Annotated in this window: 25 protein-coding genes; 14 read left to right on the top strand and 11 right to left on the bottom strand. The window is 69.9% G+C overall.

Going from position 1 to position 21,070, the window contains the following annotated elements:
• Positions 1-276 precede the first annotated feature (276 nt).
• Entirely contained in the window at positions 277-1,299 is a 1,023-nt protein-coding gene (locus ACZ4M3_RS04270; RefSeq protein WP_467730006.1) for a LuxR C-terminal-related transcriptional regulator, read from the top strand.
• A gap of 685 nt (positions 1,300-1,984) precedes the next feature.
• On the opposite strand, the gene ACZ4M3_RS04265 is transcribed toward ACZ4M3_RS04270, so the two are convergent.
• The 3 genes from ACZ4M3_RS04265 to ACZ4M3_RS04255 form a co-directional block, all read right to left on the bottom strand.
• Positions 1,985-2,908 carry an NADP-dependent oxidoreductase gene (locus tag ACZ4M3_RS04265; RefSeq protein WP_467730004.1) on the bottom strand — a complete coding sequence of 308 codons (924 nt, stop codon included), beginning with the start codon at positions 2,906-2,908 and terminating at the stop codon, positions 1,985-1,987.
• A 42-nt stretch (positions 2,909-2,950) separates the two neighbouring features.
• The gene (locus ACZ4M3_RS04260; RefSeq protein ID WP_467730002.1) at positions 2,951-3,379 is read right to left on the bottom strand and encodes a nitroreductase family deazaflavin-dependent oxidoreductase; all 429 of its coding nucleotides are present in this window, start codon (positions 3,377-3,379) and stop codon (positions 2,951-2,953) included.
• 76 nt (positions 3,380-3,455) lie between these two features.
• Positions 3,456-4,031 (bottom strand): NADPH-dependent FMN reductase, encoded by a 576-nt coding sequence (locus ACZ4M3_RS04255; RefSeq protein ID WP_467730000.1) that lies wholly within the window; start codon positions 4,029-4,031, stop codon positions 3,456-3,458.
• A gap of 114 nt (positions 4,032-4,145) precedes the next feature.
• On the opposite strand from ACZ4M3_RS04255, the gene ACZ4M3_RS04250 reads away from it, so the two are divergent.
• The 5 genes from ACZ4M3_RS04250 to ACZ4M3_RS04230 all read left to right on the top strand — a co-directional run bounded on the left by ACZ4M3_RS04250 (position 4,146) and on the right by ACZ4M3_RS04230 (position 7,102).
• Entirely contained in the window at positions 4,146-4,637 is a 492-nt protein-coding gene (locus tag ACZ4M3_RS04250; RefSeq protein ID WP_467729998.1) for a MarR family winged helix-turn-helix transcriptional regulator, read from the top strand.
• Between the two features lie 96 nt (positions 4,638-4,733).
• Complete coding sequence (locus tag ACZ4M3_RS04245; RefSeq protein WP_467729996.1) at positions 4,734-5,357, top strand: TetR/AcrR family transcriptional regulator; 624 nt, start codon at positions 4,734-4,736, stop codon at positions 5,355-5,357.
• Positions 5,358-5,493: 136 nt separating this feature from the next.
• Positions 5,494-5,961 (top strand): ester cyclase, encoded by a 468-nt coding sequence (locus ACZ4M3_RS04240; protein WP_467729994.1) that lies wholly within the window; start codon positions 5,494-5,496, stop codon positions 5,959-5,961.
• Positions 5,962-6,082: 121 nt separating this feature from the next.
• Positions 6,083-6,658, top strand: coding sequence for an NADPH-dependent FMN reductase (locus ACZ4M3_RS04235; RefSeq protein ID WP_467729992.1), 576 nt, complete (start codon positions 6,083-6,085; stop codon positions 6,656-6,658).
• 69 nt (positions 6,659-6,727) lie between these two features.
• Complete coding sequence (locus ACZ4M3_RS04230) at positions 6,728-7,102, top strand: nuclear transport factor 2 family protein (RefSeq protein ID WP_467729990.1); 375 nt, start codon at positions 6,728-6,730, stop codon at positions 7,100-7,102.
• On the opposite strand, the gene ACZ4M3_RS04225 is transcribed toward ACZ4M3_RS04230, so the two are convergent.
• Positions 7,090-7,227 (bottom strand): hypothetical protein, encoded by a 138-nt coding sequence (locus tag ACZ4M3_RS04225; RefSeq protein WP_467729988.1) that lies wholly within the window; start codon positions 7,225-7,227, stop codon positions 7,090-7,092. The genes ACZ4M3_RS04230 and ACZ4M3_RS04225 overlap by 13 nt on opposite strands.
• A gap of 148 nt (positions 7,228-7,375) precedes the next feature.
• Here ACZ4M3_RS04225 and ACZ4M3_RS04220 point away from each other — a divergent pair, with 148 nt between their 5' ends.
• On the top strand, positions 7,376-7,621 hold the full coding sequence (locus tag ACZ4M3_RS04220) for a hypothetical protein (protein ID WP_467729986.1): 246 nt from the start codon (positions 7,376-7,378) through the stop codon (positions 7,619-7,621).
• Positions 7,622-7,683: 62 nt separating this feature from the next.
• On the top strand, positions 7,684-8,403 hold the full coding sequence (locus ACZ4M3_RS04215; RefSeq protein WP_467729985.1) for an alpha/beta hydrolase: 720 nt from the start codon (positions 7,684-7,686) through the stop codon (positions 8,401-8,403).
• Positions 8,404-8,863: 460 nt separating this feature from the next.
• Here ACZ4M3_RS04215 and ACZ4M3_RS04210 read toward each other — a convergent pair whose 3' ends face one another.
• Positions 8,864-9,745 (bottom strand): LysR family transcriptional regulator, encoded by an 882-nt coding sequence (locus tag ACZ4M3_RS04210; RefSeq protein ID WP_467729983.1) that lies wholly within the window; start codon positions 9,743-9,745, stop codon positions 8,864-8,866.
• 208 nt (positions 9,746-9,953) lie between these two features.
• Here ACZ4M3_RS04210 and ACZ4M3_RS04205 point away from each other — a divergent pair, with 208 nt between their 5' ends.
• The 4 genes from ACZ4M3_RS04205 to ACZ4M3_RS04190 all read left to right on the top strand — a co-directional run bounded on the left by ACZ4M3_RS04205 (position 9,954) and on the right by ACZ4M3_RS04190 (position 15,255).
• The gene (locus ACZ4M3_RS04205) at positions 9,954-11,207 is read left to right on the top strand and encodes an FAD-dependent monooxygenase (RefSeq protein ID WP_467729981.1); all 1,254 of its coding nucleotides are present in this window, start codon (positions 9,954-9,956) and stop codon (positions 11,205-11,207) included.
• 4 nt (positions 11,208-11,211) lie between these two features.
• Positions 11,212-13,479, top strand: a complete 2,268-nt coding sequence (locus tag ACZ4M3_RS04200) for a tetratricopeptide repeat protein (RefSeq protein ID WP_467729979.1) — start codon at positions 11,212-11,214, stop codon at positions 13,477-13,479.
• 145 nt (positions 13,480-13,624) lie between these two features.
• Positions 13,625-14,323: an alpha/beta fold hydrolase gene (locus tag ACZ4M3_RS04195; protein WP_467729977.1), complete on the top strand. Its 699-nt coding sequence runs from the start codon at positions 13,625-13,627 to the stop codon at positions 14,321-14,323.
• A 95-nt stretch (positions 14,324-14,418) separates the two neighbouring features.
• A complete protein-coding gene (locus ACZ4M3_RS04190; protein ID WP_467729975.1) occupies positions 14,419-15,255 on the top strand; it encodes an alpha/beta fold hydrolase in 837 nt (278 codons plus the stop codon).
• A 153-nt stretch (positions 15,256-15,408) separates the two neighbouring features.
• Here ACZ4M3_RS04190 and ACZ4M3_RS04185 read toward each other — a convergent pair whose 3' ends face one another.
• From ACZ4M3_RS04185 to ACZ4M3_RS04175, 3 genes are all read right to left on the bottom strand, one after another.
• Positions 15,409-16,065: an NADPH-dependent F420 reductase gene (locus ACZ4M3_RS04185; protein WP_467729973.1), complete on the bottom strand. Its 657-nt coding sequence runs from the start codon at positions 16,063-16,065 to the stop codon at positions 15,409-15,411.
• Between the two features lie 67 nt (positions 16,066-16,132).
• Positions 16,133-16,510 (bottom strand): ester cyclase, encoded by a 378-nt coding sequence (locus ACZ4M3_RS04180; protein WP_467729971.1) that lies wholly within the window; start codon positions 16,508-16,510, stop codon positions 16,133-16,135.
• Positions 16,511-16,530: 20 nt separating this feature from the next.
• On the bottom strand, positions 16,531-16,776 hold the full coding sequence (locus tag ACZ4M3_RS04175) for an ester cyclase (protein WP_467729969.1): 246 nt from the start codon (positions 16,774-16,776) through the stop codon (positions 16,531-16,533).
• A 107-nt stretch (positions 16,777-16,883) separates the two neighbouring features.
• Here ACZ4M3_RS04175 and ACZ4M3_RS04170 point away from each other — a divergent pair, with 107 nt between their 5' ends.
• Positions 16,884-17,852 carry a LysR family transcriptional regulator gene (locus ACZ4M3_RS04170; RefSeq protein WP_467729967.1) on the top strand — a complete coding sequence of 323 codons (969 nt, stop codon included), beginning with the start codon at positions 16,884-16,886 and terminating at the stop codon, positions 17,850-17,852.
• A 101-nt stretch (positions 17,853-17,953) separates the two neighbouring features.
• On the opposite strand, the gene ACZ4M3_RS04165 is transcribed toward ACZ4M3_RS04170, so the two are convergent.
• The 3 genes from ACZ4M3_RS04165 to ACZ4M3_RS04155 all read right to left on the bottom strand — a co-directional run bounded on the left by ACZ4M3_RS04165 (position 17,954) and on the right by ACZ4M3_RS04155 (position 19,526).
• On the bottom strand, positions 17,954-18,358 hold the full coding sequence (locus tag ACZ4M3_RS04165) for an SDR family NAD(P)-dependent oxidoreductase (protein WP_467730144.1): 405 nt from the start codon (positions 18,356-18,358) through the stop codon (positions 17,954-17,956).
• Positions 18,359-18,424: 66 nt separating this feature from the next.
• Positions 18,425-18,997 (bottom strand): YceI family protein, encoded by a 573-nt coding sequence (locus ACZ4M3_RS04160; RefSeq protein WP_467729965.1) that lies wholly within the window; start codon positions 18,995-18,997, stop codon positions 18,425-18,427.
• Positions 18,998-19,091: 94 nt separating this feature from the next.
• Complete coding sequence (locus ACZ4M3_RS04155; protein ID WP_467729963.1) at positions 19,092-19,526, bottom strand: MauE/DoxX family redox-associated membrane protein; 435 nt, start codon at positions 19,524-19,526, stop codon at positions 19,092-19,094.
• A 393-nt stretch (positions 19,527-19,919) separates the two neighbouring features.
• On the opposite strand from ACZ4M3_RS04155, the gene ACZ4M3_RS04150 reads away from it, so the two are divergent.
• Positions 19,920-20,963: an IS5 family transposase gene (locus tag ACZ4M3_RS04150; protein WP_467729961.1), complete on the top strand. Its 1,044-nt coding sequence runs from the start codon at positions 19,920-19,922 to the stop codon at positions 20,961-20,963.
• Positions 20,964-21,070 lie beyond the last annotated feature (107 nt).

Genomic DNA, 21,070 nt, shown 5'->3' with positions numbered 1-21,070 from the left:
TCGCTCGGCGTTGGCGTTCGGACGCCGACTGCTCCGGTGCACCCCATCGTTGTCGTTGGGAACGGCTCCAGCCAGGGTTGTGAGCTGCGCCTCTACGCCATGACGGGTAGCGGACAGGCATATGAGGGGTCTCACAGAGTGAGATCGAACGGGAGGAGTGCGCTCCGCTGAACCACCGGTATCTTGCTGGGAGCGCACGGCCCGCCGCCCGCCCGACGGGTCCCGGTGCGCATGCCGGAGCGAGGGGGACGAGTGTCGCGACGTGAACAGCCGAGAATGGACGGTGCGACGGAGATGTCCGTCGTCCAGGACATGTACCGCCTGATCCACAAGAACCCGGCCTGGCTCGTCGAGGATCTCGCGGCCGCCGCGCAGGTCTCCACGGCCGAGGTCGAAGCGGCCCTGGAATCCCTGGAGCGCACCGGCCTGCTCGCGCCGTCCACCGCGAACCCCGTCGGGTACGCCGCCATCGACCCCGATGCCGCCCTGGGCAGGCTGTTCGCCACCGAGGAACGGCTGGAGCTGCGCCACCGGGAACAGACGGCCAGGACGCGCGAGTCGATCCGCACCGTCGTGAGCGGCTTCATGAAACTACGGGCCGAGGAACGCGAGGTCGTCGAGATCGAGCCGCTGCGCAGCGGCCAGCGGGTCAACGCCTTCCTGGACGACGCGGTCAGCATGGTCCAGTCACACGAGTGCACCATGCACCCCGGCGGGATCCCGCCCGTGGAGCTCATGGACGCCATGCTGCTGCGGGACGCCGAGGTCATGAGCCGCGGCATCAGCGTCCGCACCCTGTACGCGCGGCACATCGCCGACGTGCCCCACATGCGCGACTACCTCGTCGCGACGGCTCAGCTCGGCATGCAGGTGCGCCTCGCCACGGAACTGCCGCTGCGCATGCTGATCTTCGACGACAGTCTCGCGCTCCTGCCGATCGACCCGATGGACACCTCGCAAGGGGCCTTCGCGGTGCGCGGCGTCGAACTGGTCCGCTCTCTCCAGACGTTCTTCGACTTCTGCTGGAACAGCGCGCAGCCGCTGGAGCACTACGCGCACGACGCCCGCCAGGACATCGAGTTCACCGCTCAGGAGCAGCTGATCATCAGGATGCTCGCGGCCGGGGTGAAGGACGAGACGATCGCCCGCCAGCTGGGAGTCTCGACCCGCACGCTGAGCAGGACGGTCTCCGTCCTCCTCGACCGCCTCGGCGCCCGCTCCCGCTTCCAGGCGGCCCTGCGCATCGCGGACCTGGGCCTCCTCGACACACCACCGCCCGCCAGCGCGGCGGCCTCGTAGTGGCCTGCACTGGAACGAGGTGTCTCAAGGCCCTCGTCCGTCTCGCCCCTGCCGAACAGCACAATCCCTTTGGCCAAGCGCCGGTGCCTCGTCAGCGCTCCTTCACGAGCTGACGTCCGTCACGCCCAGCGCGCCCGCACCACGCTCATCGACCACTCCTGGACGGGGCGCGACTCGGCAATTGCGCCAGGGCCCTCTCGCCGGGGTGTCCGAGGCTGTGACGCACGTCGCCCTCGCGTGTGTGGCCGTGGGGCACACAGGAGGGTGCCCGAATGTGATGGGCGTCCACGTACGGCTCCGCCCTGGTGACTTCTACGTTGTGGCGACACCGACGGTCCCCGTCAACGCCCCGGAAGTGGTGCACATGGCCTCCAGCGCAGGCATAAGAACCGAGGGCCGGAAGGAGCATGCCCAGGATGATCAGGGCTCGATGACCAGGCGCTCGATCAGGTCGTCGCGGAGGCTGAACTGATAGCGCAGGTCGACCCTGCCTCCGGGGAAGTTGGGACCGGCCGCCGGCTCGACGACAGCCGTGCCTACATCTTCGCAGCGGGCCCTGCGGCCAGCGACGCCATGCGCAGCCGCTACGCCCACCGGCGACCGCTGCCAGTGGCCCCAAGGGCGGGTAGGTAGGCGGCCCACCGTGACGGGCCGGTCACCCACACCCCGAGCCACCGCACGGGTGCTAGGGCCTGAGGACGATCTTGCCGTGGGTGTGGCGGCGTTCGAGCTCGGTGTAGGCCTCGCGGACTTGCGCCAGCGGGTAGACGTTCGCGATCGGCACCTCGAGGTGTCCGTCGGCGATCAGGCCCGCGAGCTCGGCGAGCACCTTGGCGCCCGGCCCGGCCGCGATCCCCCCGTCGGTCTTCACCCCGTACTTCTCGGCGGCCGCGAAATCGGCGATGGTGTCGATCCGATCGGCCGGGACGCCGAGGGCGAGGGCCAGCTCGACGTACCCGTCGCCGAAGCAGTCGATGAAGGCGTCCACGCCGGTGGGGGCGGCGGCCCTGATGCGGTCCGCGACGCCCTCGCCGTACGCGACCGGGATCACGTCGTGGCCCTTCAGCCACGCGTGGTTGCTCTCGCTCGCCAGGCCGACGACCGTGGCCCCGGTACGGCGCGCGAGCTGGACGGCGAGCGAGCCGACTCCCCCGGCGGCTCCGGAGATGACGACGGTCTCGCCCTCCTTGAGCTGGACGGCGTGTACCGCCCCCCATGCGGTGACACCGACGACGTACAGGCTGCCGGCCACCTCCCACGAGACCTTCTCGGGCTTGGGCGTGAGGTCACCGGCCTCGACCAGAACCAGTTCGGCCTGGGCGGCCCGCTTCTGGCTGAATCCGATCACCTCGTCGCCGGGCGAGAATCCGGCGACCCCACCGCCGGCTTCCTCGATGACCCCGGCGAGGTCACTGCCCTGCCCAGACGGGAACGTCGACGGGAACATGTCCGCCAACGCGCCCGTGCGGATGACCGCCTCACTGGGGTTGATACCGGCCGCTTTCACGCGTACGAGGACCTGCCCCTCCCCGGGCACCGGTCGTTCCACCTCGTCGACCCGCAACACGTCGATCCCGCCGAACTCGTCGTACCTGACCGCCTTGGGCATGATCTCTCTCCTTCGACTCGCTGAAGCCGACGGGGGTGTGGGCTACGCCTGCCGGAGTTCGAGCACGGGAATGGTGCGGATTCCAGCAGTCTTTCGTGCGTACTCGGCAAAGCCGGGGTAACGCCGCGCTTGCTCGGCGTAGATGCGGTCGCGTTCGGCGCCGGTCAGTTCGTGAACGGTCACCCGGTAGGTCGCGGTGCCGCGTTCGATGGTGCCCTCACCGGAGGCAGTCAGATTGCGGTACCAGTCCGGGTCCGCGGGTGCTCCGCCCTTTGACGCGAAGACATAGACGGTGTCCGGCGCGGTGTCGTGCGGGAGGTACATCATCGGGCTGACGTGCTCCTGTCCGCTCTTGCGGCCGCGGTGATGGACGAGGACCAGCGGAGCGCCCTCGAATACCCCGCCGACCCTGCCCTCGTTCGCCCGGAACTCCGCGATGACCTTCGCGTTCCGGTCGACTGCTTCGCTCATGTCGAACTCCCGTCGTTCACGGTCCGGGTGATGCGCCAAAAGGATGATCTGTAGGTGCAGAGCGGACCTGCCTTGGCTAAGCGGCGACGGCCGAGGCCGTGCGCAGCGGTGCGAGCGCGGCGCTCCAGGCAACGACCTGGTCGAGCATCGTCTCCAAGGCAGGCAGGTTGTGCTCACCGGGCTTGAAGACACTGAAATCCTCGAACTCGGTGATCATCGACAATGCGACCTGCTGGCGCACGTCGGCCATCTGGAGCTCGGCGGCGACGGCGCGGAGGTGTTCGACGGCCCGCACGCCGCCGACCCCGCCGTAGGACACGAAGCCGACCGCTTTGTTGTTCCACTCGGCGTAGAGAAAGTCGACGGCGTTCTTGAGCACGCCGGGGATGCCGTGGTTGTACTCGGGTGTCACGATGACGAACCCGTCGAACGAGGCGATCTTGGCGGCCCATTGCCTGGTGTGCTCGTTCTGGTACTGGCCGAGGGAGGGCGGCATCGGCTCGTCGAAGTGTGGCAGGGGGTGGTCGCGGAGGTCGATGAGCTCGAACGTGGCGTCGTCGCGGCGCGAGGCGGTGTCGAGCACCCACTTCGCGACCTGTTCGCCGTTGCGGTGGGGGCGGGTGCTGCCGAGGATGATGCCGATCTTGAGCATGACGGTTGCCTTCTCATCTGCAGCGCTTCGTCGAAAGAGAAGTGCGTTGTCTGATAGATCGCATGCTGTACAGATGATCTGTGCAACAACGAATGGGCGCGTATCATTCCTGGTATGAGCGCCGAGACACCGATCACCTCGGTTGCCGACGGTGTCGACTCGGCGGGGGACTTCGGTCTCTCCCTCCTGGTCCTGATGCGCGCGTACCGCACCGCCGTCGCGTCAGTCCTCGATGACGTCCCGCAGGGTGCCCGCGGCTACCAGACGCTCGCCGTCGTCGTCCGAGGCGACCAGCAGAATCAGCTCGCCCTGGCCACGTACCTAGGGATCGACCGCACGGTGATGACCTACCTGATCGACGACCTCGCCGCGGCCGGCTTGGTCGAGCGCCGGCTCACCCCTGCCGATCGACGTCAGCGCAAGATCGTCGCCACCGCCCGGGGCGTCAGCACCCTCCTGGACCTGCAGCGGCAAGTACGGGAAGCCGAAGACCGGCTCCTTGAGGCGCTCGACGAGAATGAGCGCCGATCGTTCCGGACCCTGCTCGGCCGGATCGCCTGCGACGTCACCCCCGACCCGTGCGACGTCACCGAACCCGGGTCCTGAGCCTTGTTGCGGACGTCTGGGTTCGGGCGTGCGGATGTGTGCTCCGGTTCAGGCGACTGCTTGACAATGAAGTCAATCAGTCGCTTGAGTTCTATCGTGAGGCCAGAGAAGACGGACCTACGCCGCGAGGCCGGTCAGCGAACGCGGGACGATCTGCTGTCGGCCGCGCTCGAACTGCTCGCACAGCGGGGACAGGAAGGGGTGACCCTCCGCGAGATCACCCAGAACGCGGGAGCCAACGTCGCTGCGGTGAGTTACCACTTCGGATCGCTGAAGGCGTTGTGCGATGTGGCGATCGAGCACGCGCTGGAGCGGTACCTGGACGCGCAGATCCGGGAGCTCGACACTCTGGCGGAGAACGCGACGCTGAGCGAGCTGGCCGAAGCTTTCGCCCGGCCGATGATGAGCGCGCTCGCGGCCGGGGGGCGGGACCTGGCCGTGATACGGACCGTGGCGCGGGTGGGGATCCATCCGCCCGAAGGGTGGGCGAGGCTGGCCGGGAAGTTCGAGCAGGCCCGACGGCAGGCTGTCCGGGTACTGACCGCGAACCTCCCCGATACCGACGAGCGGGAGCTCGTCTTCCGTGTCCGATGCGCGGCCGGAATGCTGAACTGGCTCGCACTGGCACCCATCGGAGCCGAGCTGGCCGCCCAGCCCGCCGACCAGGTGGAGCGGATGCTGATCCCGGTGGTGGCCGGGGCCTTTCAGGGAGCCCGGTAGGCGTTTGATGTGGGCAAATGGGCGGCGGCGGCTCAGCGCCACGATGAATTCAATCACTTGCTTGACAGTCCGGCCAAACGCTGTCCACAATTTCAATCAAGGGTTTGAATGGATTCTCTCAACACGGGAGGGCACCATGAACACCGACGCGGAGGCCGTGGTCCGGGCGGCGTACCGAGCCGCCGAGGGCAGCGTCCTGGACGTACAGGGCTTCATGGACCTGTTCGCCGGGGACGGCGTCTTCAACAACGTCGTAGCCGGCAAGAGCTACCGCGGTGAGCACCTCGGCGACCCGGTCGCCTACATGGGCGCCCTCGCCCCCGACGTGCACCGCGAACTGCACCGGTTCCACGTCATGGGCAACGTCGTCGCCGTCGAGCTGACGATCCAGGGCACCTTCACGGGGCCGTTCGAGACGCCCGCCGGCACCGTCCGGCCGACCGGCGCCCAGCTCAACGTCCCCACGGCCGACTTCTGGTACGTCGAGGACGGCAAGATCAAGGAGTTCAACTGCTACGTAGGCCTCAGCGTCATGCTCGCCCAGCTCGGCGTGCAGCCCGACTTCACCTCCGCCGTCACGGCGTCGACCGCCGCGCGGAGGTGACCCGAACCCCCTCCCCGTAACCCGGCAACCTGCTGCTGGGCAGCGCGCCCGCCCGATCACCAACCTTCCGGGCAGCGCGCGGCCCGCAGACGCAAGGCACCACGAAAGAGGCAGGCCAACCATGCCCACCATCGGCATCATCCTCGGCAGCACCAGGCCCAACCGCGTCGGCGACCAGGTGGCCCGCTGGGTCCTCGACCACGCCTCGCGCCGGACCGACGCCGGCTTCGAGCTGCTCGACCTGCGCGACCACCCCCTTCCCCACCTGGACGAGCCGATGCCGCCCTCCCTCGGCCAGTACCAGAACGAGCACACCCGGCGCTGGGCCGACACGATCGCCGCGTACGACGGATTCGTCATCGTCACCCCCGAGTACAACCACGGCATCCCCGGCGTACTGAAGAACGCCCTCGACTACCTGTACGCCGAATGGAACAACAAGGCCCTCGGCCTGGTCTCCTACGGCGCCGCGGGCGGCGTACGGTCCGCCGAGCACCTGCGCCTGGTCGCCGCCGAACTCCAGATGGCCGACGTACGCCAGCAGGTCGCACTCTCCCTCATCACCGAGTTCGAGAACTTCAGCATCTTCAAACCCGGCGACCACAACCTCCGCGCCCTCGACACCATGCTCGACCAGGTCGTCGCCTGGACCACGGCCCTGGCCCCGCTACGCGCGGCCCCGGTCACGGCAACCTGACCCACTCGGCCGCGCCGGCAGATGGCCCTCCGCCACACCGACCGACCTGCCCACACGAACGGACGCACCATGACCAGATCCCCCGCCGATCTGATGCGAGTCAACCTGCTCGATGTGTTCAACGAACCCGACCCGGACCGTCGGGCCGCGGTCATCGCCGAGAACTACGCCGAAGACGTGGTGTGGCACGAACCGGACCGCATCAACCACGGGCGTACGGAATTCGTGCGCCGCGCCGCAGAGTTCCTTGCCGAGAACCCGGACTGGGTCTTCCGACCCGCCGGCCCCGCTTCGGCCCTCGACGACATCGGCCACCTCGGTTTCCAGTACGGGCCGCCCGGCGGTCAACCACCGATGGTCAGTGGCATGGACATCGCCCGAGTCAGGCACGGCGTCGTCATCGAGCTCTACACGATCGTCACCGAGACCCGTCAGCCGTCGTAGGCGGGACGCAGCCGGGAACCGCTGCGAGCACGCGGCGTGTCCCGCTCCCGCCGCATGCCCTCGGCCTCGTTGCAGTCGGAGTAGTAGCGGCCGTCGATGCCCCCCAGCAGGGGCGAGGTGGCCACGACGATGGCGGTGGCGGCGCCCGGGCCGGCCGTCTTGATGAGTTCGGCCGGGGCGCTGCCGCTGCCACGGCCGCCGTCCGTGTGGCGCTGGAGGCTGGTATGGACGGCGCCACAAAACGCCTGCGTCTGTCCCCGCTCCCTCCACACGATGGTCGACCGCCACCCCGACCTCCCCTACGGCAAGACCCTCCTGTGGGTCGGCGCGAAGACGATCTACGCCCTGCGCGAGCCGGGCGCCGACCCCATCGCCGCTGCTGTGGGCGGCTGGTTTCAGCAGCGACCGTGCCGCAGCACGCCGCAGGTCGGCGGTTCCAACCGGAGTGCCGGGCCCACCATCGCACGACTGCGGCCCTCACCCGATCGCGTGATGCGGAAAGACCCGGCGGGGTGCTGACCTTGGTACAGCCTTGTGGTCAGGGTCGTTCGCGGCGTCCATGAGCAAGCTCGGAGGCGGGCATGAGCAATCGATTCGAGACGGCAACCGCATCTCGCGGACCTAGCGAGCGGATGCACCCCCCGACGACACATCTGATCGTCCTGCCGGGCGGAGGCTATGCCTCGCATGCCCCACATGAGGCGGAGCCGATCGTTGCGTGGCTCTCCACACTGGGCCTGTCGGCAAGCGTCTTCCGCTACCCCCTCCACGTGCGGCATCCCGAGCCCCTCCTGGCGCTGCGGGCCGAGATCCGCCACAGGCGCGAACAGGGGGCGGACCGCATCGGGCTGGTCGGCTTCTCGGCCGGCGGGCACCTCGCGGGCCTGGCCGCACTCACACCCGGCGACGATCAACGCGAGGCCGTGCAGTTCGCCGTCCTCGGCTACGCGATCACATCGATGGAGACCGAGACCTACCGACCCGCCCGACTGATCCTGCTCGGGGAGAATGCCTCACGGCACCTGCGCAGCCAGACATCCCTCGACGCGCTGGTGACCACCGCGTCTCCGCCCTTCTTCCTCTGGCACACCGCCGAAGACATTTACGTCCCGCCGGAGCACACCTACCGGCTCGCATCGGCACTGGCCGCGCACGAGGTACCGCACACGGTGCACGTCTTCGCCCACGGCCCGCACAGTCTCGGTCTTGCCCAGGGCGCCGGGGATACCGCCACCTGGACGAAATTCGCGGAATCCTGGATCGCCGACCAGGTCCATATGCCTCACCAGGACACATCCTGACATATGCCCCACGCATGGTTCGGCACCGCCTGAAATGAACCGCACTGATGACGGTGTTCACCGCTGTTCCGGAATCCGCACGGAAAACGTGCGAGACCCTCGGCCGACCCCGATGCGGACCGACCACTGGCTTTGTTCACAAAATCTCGTGACCAAAGCCATGCCGGGGACCGGCGGACTGCCGCCATGGTCCCGGGCACGACGTGCGGAGCTCGTCAAGCAGGCTCGGCCGACTGTCGTCGGGTTCAGCTGCGGGCTGCCTGCCGGATCAGGTCGGCGACGGCGTCGGGCTGGGATGGTGGCCCACCACTCGCCGGGGCCGATCCTGAACCCGAGACCGCCGTAGTTCTTGTGCTCCTAGAAGCACATCGAGAGGTCGGCGCAGAGCACCTCGCCCGGCCCGGTGTCCTCCTCGAAATCGAAGCGGTCGCGGTGCGCTGAGCCGCCGCGTCGGTTCGCGTTACTCGGACAGCTCCGTCCACAAGGCGAGAAGGGCCCGCAGCGGCGCACTCGGCCGGGTGCCCGCGCGCCAGACGAACGCCTTCCGCAACCGGATGGCGGGCTCCAGCGGCACGACGACGAACCGCGGGTCGGCGCCGAGGACCGGACTGGCGTGGGAGGTCAGGGCGACACCGATCCCCTCCGCGACCAACGCGAGCTGGAGGGCGACGTCGTTCGTCGCGCAGGCGATGTCCAGCCGAAGCCCCTTCGCCGCGAAGGCCGCACGGATCAACGCGTGCACACCGCTGTCGGGGCCGTAGCTGATGACCGGGCTGCGGACCGCCTCGTCGAGGGTCATCGGACGATTCACGGGCCGGCTTCCGGCGGGGAGGACCGCGACGATCCGATCCTCCAGGAGCACGCGCGATGCGACGGCGGCGGGCACACCATCCGGTGGTCCCGCGACCACAGCAGCATCGATCTCCCCGTCGCGGACCTTCGCCAGCAGAGACGGGCTCGACGCCCCGGTGAGGCTCACCGCGACCTGGGGATACCGGCGGTGGTACTCCCCCAGCAGCCGGGGGATGGCGGTGCCTTCCAGACCGCCGACGGTCCCCAGGGCGAACGTGCCGCTGAGCAGACCGGAACGGTCGGCGAACTCCAGGACGGCCGACGCGGCCGCCGCCAGACATGCGCGGGCGTGGGGCAGCAGGGCGGCGCCGCCGGAGGTGAGCACCACCTGCCGGGGCAACCGTTCGAACAGGGGCTCTCCCAGCTCCTTCTCCAGGGCCTGGATCTGCTGGCTGATCGCCGGCTGCACGACATGACAGCGGGCCGCCGCCCTGGTGAACGACCGCTCCTCCGCCACCGCCACGAAATACTCAAGCGTACGGAGCTCCATGACCGACAAACTATCAACTCGGCAGCTCGCAGCCATGGTTGTGACGACTACCGACCGGTCCGGCGCCGGTACGGTCATCCGCGGTTCGATCAGTGATCGTGACGGCAGCCATCACCGCTGCCTATTGGACGTGCGCGGCCGGTGTCCCGAGGCTGGTGGCAGACCGTCGGCCATGCCCGTGGCCCCGGCGAAGGGCGAGGACAGACCGATGAGAGTGACCGTCGTCGGCGGAGGTATCGCCGGGCTGACCTGTGCCCTGAGCCTGCACGCCGCCGGCTTCGAGCCGTGGGTGTACGAAGCTGCGCGGACGGTCGGGGCGGTCGGCGTCGGGATCAATCTGTTACCGCACGCCGTCCGGGAACTCTCCGAACTCGGGCTGGACGGCGAGCTGGCCTCAGTCGCACTGCCCCCGCACCGGATCAGCTACCGAGACCGGACGGGCGAAGTGGTCTGGGAGGAGCCGCTGGGGCGAGCGGCCGGATACCAATGGCCGCAGTACTCCGTGCACCGGGGCCGATTGCAGATGCTGCTGCTGGCGGCGGTGCGCGAGCGGCTGGGGCCGGACTCGGTCCGTACCGGGCTGCTCTTCCAGAGGTTCGAGCAGATCTCGGGCGGCGTCCGCGCCCACTTCCTGGACCGGTCGAGCGGCCTGCCCGTGGTCGCTGACGCCCACGTACTCGTCGGCGCCGACGGCATCGACTCCGCGGTCCGCGCCCAGCTCTTCCCGCACGAGAGCCACCCGAAGGGGAACGGCGTCCACATGTGGCGCGGGGTCGCGCACCACCCGCACGTCCTCGACGGCCGCTCGATCGTGGTGGCCGGGGGCACCCCCGGCGCGAAGTTCGTCGCCTACCCGATCGAGGACCCCGCGACCGGGGCCGACGATGCCCTGGTGAACTGGGTACTGGAGGTACGGCACGGGCCGTCCACCCCGCCTCCGGGCGGCGTCGGCCGTCGCGTCGCCGCGGCGGAGGCCCACGCCGGGCTGTCGTCCTGGAGCCTGCCGTGGATCGACCTCGCGGCGCTCGCCGAGCGCTCCTCGGCGATCTTCGAGTACCCGATGCTCGACCGCGATCCGCTGCCGCGCTGGAGCTTCGGACGCGTCACCCTCCTCGGCGACGCCGCGCACCCGATGTTCCCCATGGGCATGAACGGCGGATCGCAGTCCGTCGTCGACACCCGGGTCCTGGCCTGGTGCCTGGCCCGGGAGAAAGACCCCGTGGCCGCGCTCCGCCGCTACGACCGGATGCGCCGACCGACCGTCAACGCGATCGTGCTGGCCAACCGAAACCTGGGGCCGGAAGAGATCATCGCGCGAGCCGAGGAACACGGCGGGGCGCTGCCCGCCGGGTGGGCCGAGAGGATCGCGACCCGCTACAAGAGGCTGGGCCGGGCCACCGTGGCCCAGGTCAACACCGCCTCGTCCTGGAGGGTCCGTGCCATCGCCGCTGATCGGGAGTGACTCCATGAGCGAGACGGACCGACCCGGTTTCGCAGAGGTGCTGCGTGGTCACCGCCGCGCGGCACGGCTGACGTTGGAGCAGCTGGCCGAGGTATCGGGCGTCAGTGCCAGGACCCTGTCCGACATGGAGCGGGGACGGAGCAAGGGGCCTCAGGCCCGGACCGTGACCGCCTTGGCGGACGCGCTGAAGCTGGACGACAGCGGTCGCGCGAGGCTGGTCGAGCTGGCGCGCGACGGCCGGCTGCGGGACCACTGGACGCGACACCGCGGCCTGTGCGAACTCCCCCGGTCCGTCGAGGACTTCACCGGCCGCGCCGAGGAACTGATCTGGTTGAGCGAGCTGGTGTACGCCGAGAGTTCGCCGGGTGTCGGTGTCGTGGGGCTCGTCACCGGCTCCGCCGGACTGGGGAAGACCACGTTCGCCGTCCGTGCCGCGCATTCCGTACGGCCGAGCTTCCCCGGCGGGGTGCTGTTCCTCGACCTCTTCGGCATGTCCCAGCAGCCCCTGCCCGCCGATGACGCGCTACGGCTGCTGCTGCGCGCGCTCGGTGTCGCGGACCAGCACGTCCCGGGCGATGTCCGGGACCGCGCCTCTTTGTACCGGTCGCTGTTGAGGGACAAGCGTGTCCTGGTCGTCCTCGACAATGCCGCGTCGGAGGAGCAGGTACGTCCGCTGCTGCCAGGAGGGGGCGCGAGCAGGGCGCTGATCACGACGCGGCGGCTGCTGGCAGGTTTGGAGGGGGTCCGCAGACTCGTCCTGTGCCCCCTGCCGTTGGCGGAATCCACGGAACTGCTGACCGGGATCCTGGGCGAGCGCTCCGCACGGGACGAGGAATCGACGCTCGCCCGGCTCTCCGATCTGTGCGGGGGGCTGCCCCTGGCGCTGCGGATCATCGGGAACCGGCTGCTCAGCCGCCCCGACTGGGACGCCGCCCAGCTCGCCGCCCGGCTGGCGGACGAGGAGCGTCGGCTGGAGCAGTTCAAGGCCGGTGACCTCAAGATCGCCAACGCCTTCGGCATGTCGTACGAGCAGCTCGCCGACTCCACGCGCCGGGTGTTCCGCAACCTCGCCGTGGTACCCGGCCGGGATCTCGACGCCGCTCTGGCGGGCGTCGCCGGCGGGATACCGATCGCGGACGCCTGGGACGCCCTCGACGAGCTCGTCGACCTGGGTCTGCTGCAGGACGGCCCCGCGGGCCGGTACCGGTTCCACGACCTCGTCCGCCTGTTCGCGCGTGACCGGCTCCAGGAAGAGGAGACGGCCGCTGGGCAACGCGCGCTGACGGAACGGGTGACTTCGTGGCTGCTGCGGATGGCGACGATGTCCGGGCGGTGGTTCGAGCCCGGTTACGGCCGTCCCGACCGGCCCGACCCCGATCTCGCCATCCTGACCTCCGCGGAGGAGGCCGACGGATGGCTGCGGGTGAACGTGGACAACTGGCTGGGTGCGTTGCGGGCCGCGGCAAGCAGCGGCCGGCACCCCCTCGTGCTGGACTGCGCGGAGTCGATGCACTGGTTCTCCGACCGTTGGGCGCACAGCCCGCACTGGCGGGAGGTCTTCGCGCTGGGAGCAGCGGCCGCCGGTGCCCTCGGCGACCCGGCACAGCAGGCCACCCAGCTGAACTATCTGGCCTGGGTCCACTCGGTCCCGCCCGGTGCCCCGGAGGCGGTCCTGCGGTACGCGGCCGAGGCACTGGAGCTGGCCACCCGAGCCGATGCCACCGCGCAGATCGCCTGGTCACACGAGTACACCGCTGAGGCGCTCCTCCTGCTCGGCCGGCACGACGGGGCCGTCGAGTCGTCCTCCCGGGCAGCGGAGATGTTCCGGGCCATCGGCGACATCGACTCCTACGTACAGAGCAACGCCGCCATCGCCAAATGCCTTTTTGACGAAGGGCGCTACGCCGAGGCGTTGGAGCGCTACCTCGGGCTGCTCGCCGTGCTGGACGACCCCGAGTCGGGGATGACACCGAGCGTCGTCGTACACAGCCGGCCATTGGCGCTGCTGCGCATCGGCTCCTGCCTGCGACACCTCGGCCGTCACGCGGAGGCGATCACGGCGCTCGGCGAGGGAATCGACCTCGTGGACGTGCTCGGGGCGTCCGACTACCGGCAGGCGGACGCCCTGGAGACGCTGGCGTCCCTGCTGGCCGACGAAGGCCGGACCGACGAGAGTCGCCGTGCCTACGTGCGGGCGGCGCAGGTCTTCGAATCGATCGGTGACACGACGGCGAGCAGCCGCTGCCGGGCCCTGGCGACCGGCGCCGCCTGACGCGGACGGAGCACGGCACACGGCACACGGTCGGCCCTGAGCTCTAACTCTGCGTGCTGCTCTGCATGTCCTGCGGCCCCTTGGAGGACTTGGATGGAGGGTGCCGGACAGGCACCGGGCCTGTCCCTCCGGACCGGAGACGATCATGGCAATCATCAAGAACGTCGTGCTCGTGCACGGCGGGTTCGTGGACGGCTCGGGCTGGCAGGGGGTCTACGACCATCTGACCGCCGATGGCTACCGGGTGGCCGTCGTCCAGAACCCGACCCTCTCGCTGGCCGGCGACGTCGCCGCCACCCACCAGGTCCTCGACGGCCTCGACGGCCCGGCCGTCCTGGTCGGCCACTCCTACGGCGGGGTGGTCATCACCGAGGCCGGCAACCACCCGCACGTCGCTGCGCTCGCCTACATCGCCGCGTTCGCACCGGACAAGGGCGAGTCGGTCGGCTCCCTGATCTCCGACCCGGCGCCCGGAGCGCCGGTCCCGCCGATCCTGCTGCCCCAGGACGGCTTCCTGTTCCTGGCCCGGGACAGGTTCGCGGCCTCCTTCGCCGCCGATGTCCCCGAAGCGACGGCCGCGTTCATGGCCGACTCCCAGGTCCCCTGGGGCGTCGACGCCCTCGACGGGGCGGTCTCCGAACCGGCCTGGCAGACCAAGCCGTCGTGGTACCTGGTCGCCACCGACGACCGTATGATCCCGCCCGCCTCTCAGCGCGCCATGTCCGAGCGGGCCGGCGCGACCGTCACCGAGACCCCCGGCAGCCACGCCGTCTACGTCTCCCGCCCGGCCGTCGTGGCCGCCGTCATCGCCCAGGCCGCGCACGGCCTCAGCACGCACTCCTGACGGTACACCGGCGCTTGCGCTCCACACCCCGTTCCGGCACCCGTGACCGCGTCACCGGAATGAGACACCCCACCGCGACCACCCTGGGAGTCCCCATGGACCCTGAGCTCACCCGCCGTCGAGTCCTCGTCGGCGGCGCCGCCGTAGCGGGCACGGCAGCGCTGCTGGGACCGCTCTCCTCGGCAGCCTCGGCCGCTGCCCCCGCCGAGGCCGGGACCAAGCCGACCATCGTGCTGGTGCACGGCGGATTCGCCGACGCCTCCTGCTGGAACGCCGTCATCGAGCAACTCCACCAGGGCGGCTACCCGACCATCGCCCCCGCCAACCCGCTGCGCAGCCTGCCCACCGACGCCGCGTACATCGCCAGCCTCCTGCGCTCGATCAGCGGCCCGGTCGTGCTGGTCGGCCACTCCTACGGCGGCGCCACCATCACCAACGCCGCCGCCAGCGCCACCAACGTCAAGGCACTCGTCTACATCGCTGCGTTCGTCCCCGACCAGGGCGAGCAACTCAGCGTGCTGATCAACAAGTACCCCGGCAGCATCATCGAGGCCGCGACCCGGCCGGTCCCCTACGATGGCCCCGACGGCACCACGGGAACCGACCTGTATCTGGAGCCGGACAAGTTCCGGGCCGCGTTCGCCGCCGACCTGCCGGTTGCCACCACCCGTCTCATGCAGGCCACCCAACGGCCGTTCAGCGCCACCTGCTGCACGGACGCCACGACCGCCGTCGCCTGGCGCACCATCCCCTCCTGGGGACTGGTCGCCGACACCGACAAGGCCATTCCACCCGCCCTCCAGCACTTCTTCTACAACCGGGCACGTGCCCGCCAGGTCGTCGAGGCACGGGGGGCGTCCCACGTCGCCATGATCGGCCACCCGCGCACCACCGCCCGCCTCATCGAACAGGCCGCCCAGGCCGCCGGCTGACCCTCGACGGCTTCGCCTCGGCCTGGACCCTGAGGAGGCCGAGGCGAGCCCGTCCCGTACTCGGTCGGCGGCCCAGTCGCCGTCGCAGCCGGGCCGGGTCCTTCTGAGGAACACACCGGTCCGAGTCGTGCCGTGCTCCTGCGCGTGTGGAAATCAGTGGCCGGCGTCGTGCACGGCGGAGGCCGCCTGTTCGAGGTCGACGACCTCGCCCCCGGAGCCGTACTGATCCAGGTCACCGCCGGGCGATTCGATGCGTCCGACATCGGCCAGGCCGCCGGCCTTGACGGGTTCGAACCCGGCCGTGCGGATCAGCCGCTCGGCCGTCGCCGCGGCGCCCTCGTCGTCGGTGGCGTAGAACAGCGCCGCCCGTCGCGGCGTGCGGTTCGCGCTCGCGGCGAGCACCTCCGCGGCGAGAGTGCCGAACGCCTTCACGTAGTGGGCCGTCTTGGGCAACAGGGCGGCGGCCACCGACCCGGCCGACTCGCCTTCGGGCAGCGACCGCACCATCTGGCCCTTCTCGTCGAAAGCGATCGGGTTCGAGGGGTCGATCACGACCTTGCCCTCCAGCAGGGGCGCGACCTGCGGGATCAGGTCCCTCATGGCGTCCAGCCAGACGGCGAACACGACCGTGTCGGCATCGGTGATCGCGTCCTCCACAGAGGCGCCGCGGGCGCGGGGACCGAGCTCGTCCGCGATCGCCGCGGCTCGCGCGGCGCCCTTTCCCGCCAGGACGACGCTCTCGCCACCGGCCACCAGGTTCCGGGCGAGCACGGCTCCGATGTTGCCGACGCCCACGATTGCAGTGGTCATCTCCGACCTTCCTCTCCGTTGATGTGGAATCAGTTCAATCCTCGGTGTTCCACACGTCCCAGATGTCTCAGGCATCCCGGACGTCGTCGGACAGCAGCCCGAATGCCTGATACGCCCGCACCCGGTCGACCGACTCCCAGTGCTCGACGATCGGCCCGTCCCCGATGCGGAAGAAGTCGAGCGTGATGAAGCCGGCCGCCCGCCCGCTCCCGGTGATGGTGCCGTCCCACAGGCTCCGGGACGCGAGCCGGTTGTTCTCGGCGACCGTGTGCGTGTGCAGGGGCCGCCCGTCGGGCATCGCCCCGCGGCTGATCGCCAACGCGCCGGCGAACGCATCGCGGCCGTCGGGTGTCCAGCCCGAGTTCTGCAAGGTACTCCTCGCCGACCCCGTCGACGCCCCGGCCTTCCCCGTGGTGATCACACCGTCGTAGAGGCGACGCACCACGGCCCGGGACTCCTCCCGGCTCACCGGCCGCCCGGCGCCCTTGCCGAACGCGGTGCCCGGCGTCTCCGGGAAAAGCTCACCCTCGGACTCTTTGACGCCGACTCGCCCTGATGGGTGCCGATGATGACCGTGCGCAGCGCGACCTGGTCGCCTTCGACCAGGACGCCGATGTTCTCGTGCACCTCGAAGTGGAGATCCGGGAAAGACCGGCGAAGGCCCGCGTAGTAGTTCTTGACGCCGGGGTCGGCTGCGGGTGTCGTAGGCATGTCGACCTGACTCCCTCGCTTGAAGACTCAACTCATGGGGGCAAGTCAACGCGCCCAACTTGGCGGCGTCCAATATCTCCCCTCCGCACCGGTGATAGCTTCCGGCTATGGCTCTCGACCCGCGCCAGCTGCGGTACTTCCTGGCCGTCGCCCAGGAGCTGCACTTCGGCCGCGCCGCCGCGCGCCTCTACATCGCCCAGCCCTCCCTGAGCAACCAGATCCACAATCTCGAACGCACACTCGGGGTCGACCTGTTCGTGCGTTCCAGCCGCAAGTTCGAACTCACCGTGGCAGGGCGCGTCCTGCTCGAAGAGGCACCCCGTGCCCTCGCCGCACTCGAACGCGCCGCCGAACGCACGCAGCAGGCCGGCGCGGGTGTCGCCGGGACGGTGCGACTCGGCTACGCGCCCATGGCCGGATACGACACCCTCGGTGCGATCCTGTCCGCCGTCGAGCACGACAGCCCCAACCTGACCGTCGTCGCCACCGAACACTTCAGCTCCGAGATCCCCGGCCGCGTGCTCGCCGGTGACCTGGATGCCGGGATCGCCCTGTTCCCCGAGCCGATGAAGGGGGTGCGCACCGCCCTCGTACGATCGGAGCCGCTCGCGCTCCTGTGCGGCAAGGACCACCGCCTCGCCGACACCGACCCCGTCCCGGTCTCCGACCTCAAGAACGAGTCGGTGCTGCTGTTTCCGCGCGAGCTCGCGCCCGGCTACTACGACCGGGTCGTCGCCGCCTGCGAGGAGGCAGGCTTCCAGCCCCGGATCCAGACCTTCACCGACCCGCCGCCCCAGGCCATGGTCGCCCGGCTACGGATGAACCGGGAGGTCGGCCTGCCGCCCGCCTCGTTCGCCTGCCACACCGCCGCGGCCGACCGCGGCTACGCCGCGCGCCGAATCGTCCAGCCGGAGATCCACGTGGAGTGGTCGATCCTATGGTCCGCGCGGACCCGGTCCGCCGCCGTCACACGTCTTGTCGAAAGCGCCCGGCGATGCGCCGAGACGCAGGGTTGGCTGCTGTCCACGCACGACGGGACCAGCGCCGACAACCCGACCCCGGGCCCTTCCACGTAGTCGTCGGGACCGGCGCTTCGTACGCCGCGCACGGGAGTCCCCGTCGGGGTTCCCGCCCGCCCTCCCTAACGCATCACCAGGCCGCCGTCGACCGTGAGTACTTAACCCGTCAGCGCGGCGGCATCGTCGCCGACGAGCATCGACACCACAGCTGCGGTGTCGTCGGGGGTGAGCAGCCGGGGCAGCGCCTGGCGCGCCGCGACCTCCTCGAACTCCTCCGCAGACACGGCGCCGATAGCCGGAGTGCGAGTCAGCCCCGAGGCCACCGCCGTGACTGCGATCCCGTGGCCGCCGAGCCCGACGGCGAGGGCGCGGGTCATGCCGATCAACGCCCCTTTGGGCACCACGTACGCGAGCACGTGCGCGCTCGGGGGACGCCAGAACGCTTTGGACACGATGAAGGCCATCCTGCCGAAGCCCCGCTCACGCATCCCCGGCACGAACGCCTGGGTGAGCAGCAGTGCCGACTCGACGTTCACCGCCTGGACCTGACGCCACCGCCACAGGTCGAGTTCGAAGTCCTCGAACTGTCCGAGGGCGACCCGCTGGCTCGCAGCCCGAGCCGGTCGCGCTCAGGCGGCCCTTTCGATGGGCACGAGGACGGCCTCGACGTCGACCGTCACATCGACCATGGAGCTGACGACCACTCCGCCGCGGTCGACCACGTCGTTCCAACTCACCCCGAAGTCATGGCGATTGATACGCGTCGTGGCGGTGAATCCGGCGCGGCGCCTGGGCCCGAGGTCCCGCCCTTCCTCCCACCAAGGGGTATCCCACTGTCCCAGGTAAGTGACGTCGAAGATTACGGGGCGCGTCACGCCGCGCACCGTGAGATCTCCGGTCACCTCGAACTCGGTTCCGCTCACCTGATGAATGCGCGACCCGACGAACGTCCAGGTGGGGTGGTGCTCGACGTCGAAGAAATCGGCACTGCGGAGGTGGGCGTCGCGCTGGGGCTGGCCGGTGTACACCTGGGTCGCGTCGACCGTCGCCTCGACGCGCGCCTTCTCCGGCTCGTCGGGATCGACCTCCAGCAGGCCGTGCACGTTCTTGAGCTGCCCGCGCACGTAGGTGACCATCATGTGCCTGGCGCGGAACTCCGCCGCGGTATGACCGGGCTCGAAGAACCATTTGGTCATGGTCATGTGCGCCCCTGACTTGCCCCTTCGACCAGGACGGATCCGATGACAGTCATGGAGCGCGTACGGCAGCCGTGGGGACCGACGTGCTCGTGGTGTGTCACCGGTGCTCGCTCAGGCCCTCGGCGATGAGGGAGATGCCGATGCCCAGCATCCAGACGTCCTTGGCCAGCACGATTCCCTGCTCGGTCGGGCGCAGACTGCCTTCCTGCCGCATCCCCGGTGTACGCAGGTAAAGCCCGACCGTGCCGACGGAGAATGCGGTCAGCGCAACCCCGGCGACAGCGGCAGGGACGACCGGCAGGAGCAGTGTCGTGGCAATGGCGAGCTCCCCGGCGGAGAGCAGCCGGACGAACTTCCGGGCGTCCTGCTTGCCCAGGAACGGGTAGGTCGTGGCGGCGAACTGCCGCAGCCTCTCGGCGGTGACCTCGTCCGCACCGAGTTTCGAGAGCCCGGAGTGCAGGAAGAACGCGCCGACCGTGAGCCTGAGCGGAAGCTGCCGCGCTGCGGAGCATCGTGCCCAACCGGATGCCATGCCGAGCCTCCCAACAGTGGCCCCGCATACCACCCTGCCATCCGTTCGAAGCATGTCAAACGGGGCCGATTCTCCCCACCCGCCGACCCCGGAGCCCGGACCAGGTCAGTGCAGGTGACGCCGCCAGTCCGCCGGGGCTTTGCCCCGCGGCCCCGGGGTCGACCGCGAGGGCGAGGAGTCACAGCAACCGATGCGTCCGCACGCCTCTGCGCAGCGCCCGCGGATCTGGCGAGCCTGCCGGATGGCGGCTGCCTCAACCCCGCACTTTGTTGACTGTCCACAGCACCGCACGCCAGCTTCCACGACAGACGGACAGCGGGCTGCGGCCTCAGAGGAGGGCCCGCCCGGAGCTGCCCGCGGCAGCCGAGGAGCCCGGGGACCAGACCTCTCGGCATGAGGTTCCTCTGCCGAGGCGCGCCCACACTCCCCCTGCAGGCTAACTACTCGTCAGTGGAGCCGGCAAAGCTCAGCATTCGTCCGACTGGGCAGTGCATCCAAATGGTTCTGATGGAGGATCATGTCGGCATGGTGCGTCGTCATGGGCTCACGGATGTGGAGTGGGAAGTGCTGTCCGGGCTGTTGCCGCGGTCGTCCTCGGAGCGGCCGCGGTTGGACGACCGGCGGGTGCTGAACGGGATCGCGTGGAAGCTGCGGACGGGGTCGGCGTGGCGTGATGTGCCAGCACGGTACGGGCCCCGGCGGACTCTGTACACGCGTTTCCGCAGGTGGGCGCTGGACGGGACGTTCACGCGGATGTCGGCCGTGGTCCAGGCGGAGAGGGACGCGGCCGGTGACATCGACTGGCTGGTGTCGGTCGGCTCCACGGTCGCGCGGGCCCATCAGCATGTTGCGGGCGCCCGCAAAAGGGGGCAGGGCGGGGGGGACGAAGTATGTGATCACGCCCTCGGGCGGTCCCGGGGCGGACTGACCACGAGAATCCACCTGGCCTGCGACGGTGGCGGCCGGCCGCTGGGCTTCGTCCTCACTGGCGCCGACGCGCCCGCTGCACCCGCTTCGGGGAGGTCATGGACACCATCAAGGTCCGCCGACGCCGGGTCGGACATGGCCAAGATCCAAGCTGCGCAAGGCCCTCGGCGCCGGCCTGATCGACACCGTTCTCCTCGCCGTTCCGGACCTGCAGGGACGCCTCAAGGGCAAGCGGTACGGGGCGCGGCACTTCCTCGACCGCGTCCTCGACGGCGGCGCCGGCATGTGCGCGTACATCCTGGCCACCGACGCCGACATGACGCCGTCCGACGGCTTCGTGCTCACCTCGTGGGCGACCGGGTACGAGGACGTGACGGTCGTGCCCGATGCCTCGACACTGCGGATTCTGCCGTGGACGCCGCGCAGCGCGCTGGTCCTCGGGCAACGCCGTCGACCTCGACGAGGATCCCATCGAGGTCGCACCCCGGCAGATCCTGCGCCACCAGCTGACCCGCCTGGCCGCCCTCGGGCTACACGCCCAGAGCCGGGCTGGAGACCGAGTTCGTGCTCTACGGCGGCAGCCACACCCCTGCCTCCCGGGTCGGCCACGAGAGACT

The sequence above is a fragment of the Streptomyces sp. NPDC026522 genome (genome assembly GCF_055567555.1).
This window is presented reverse-complemented; position numbering and strand designations above follow the sequence as displayed.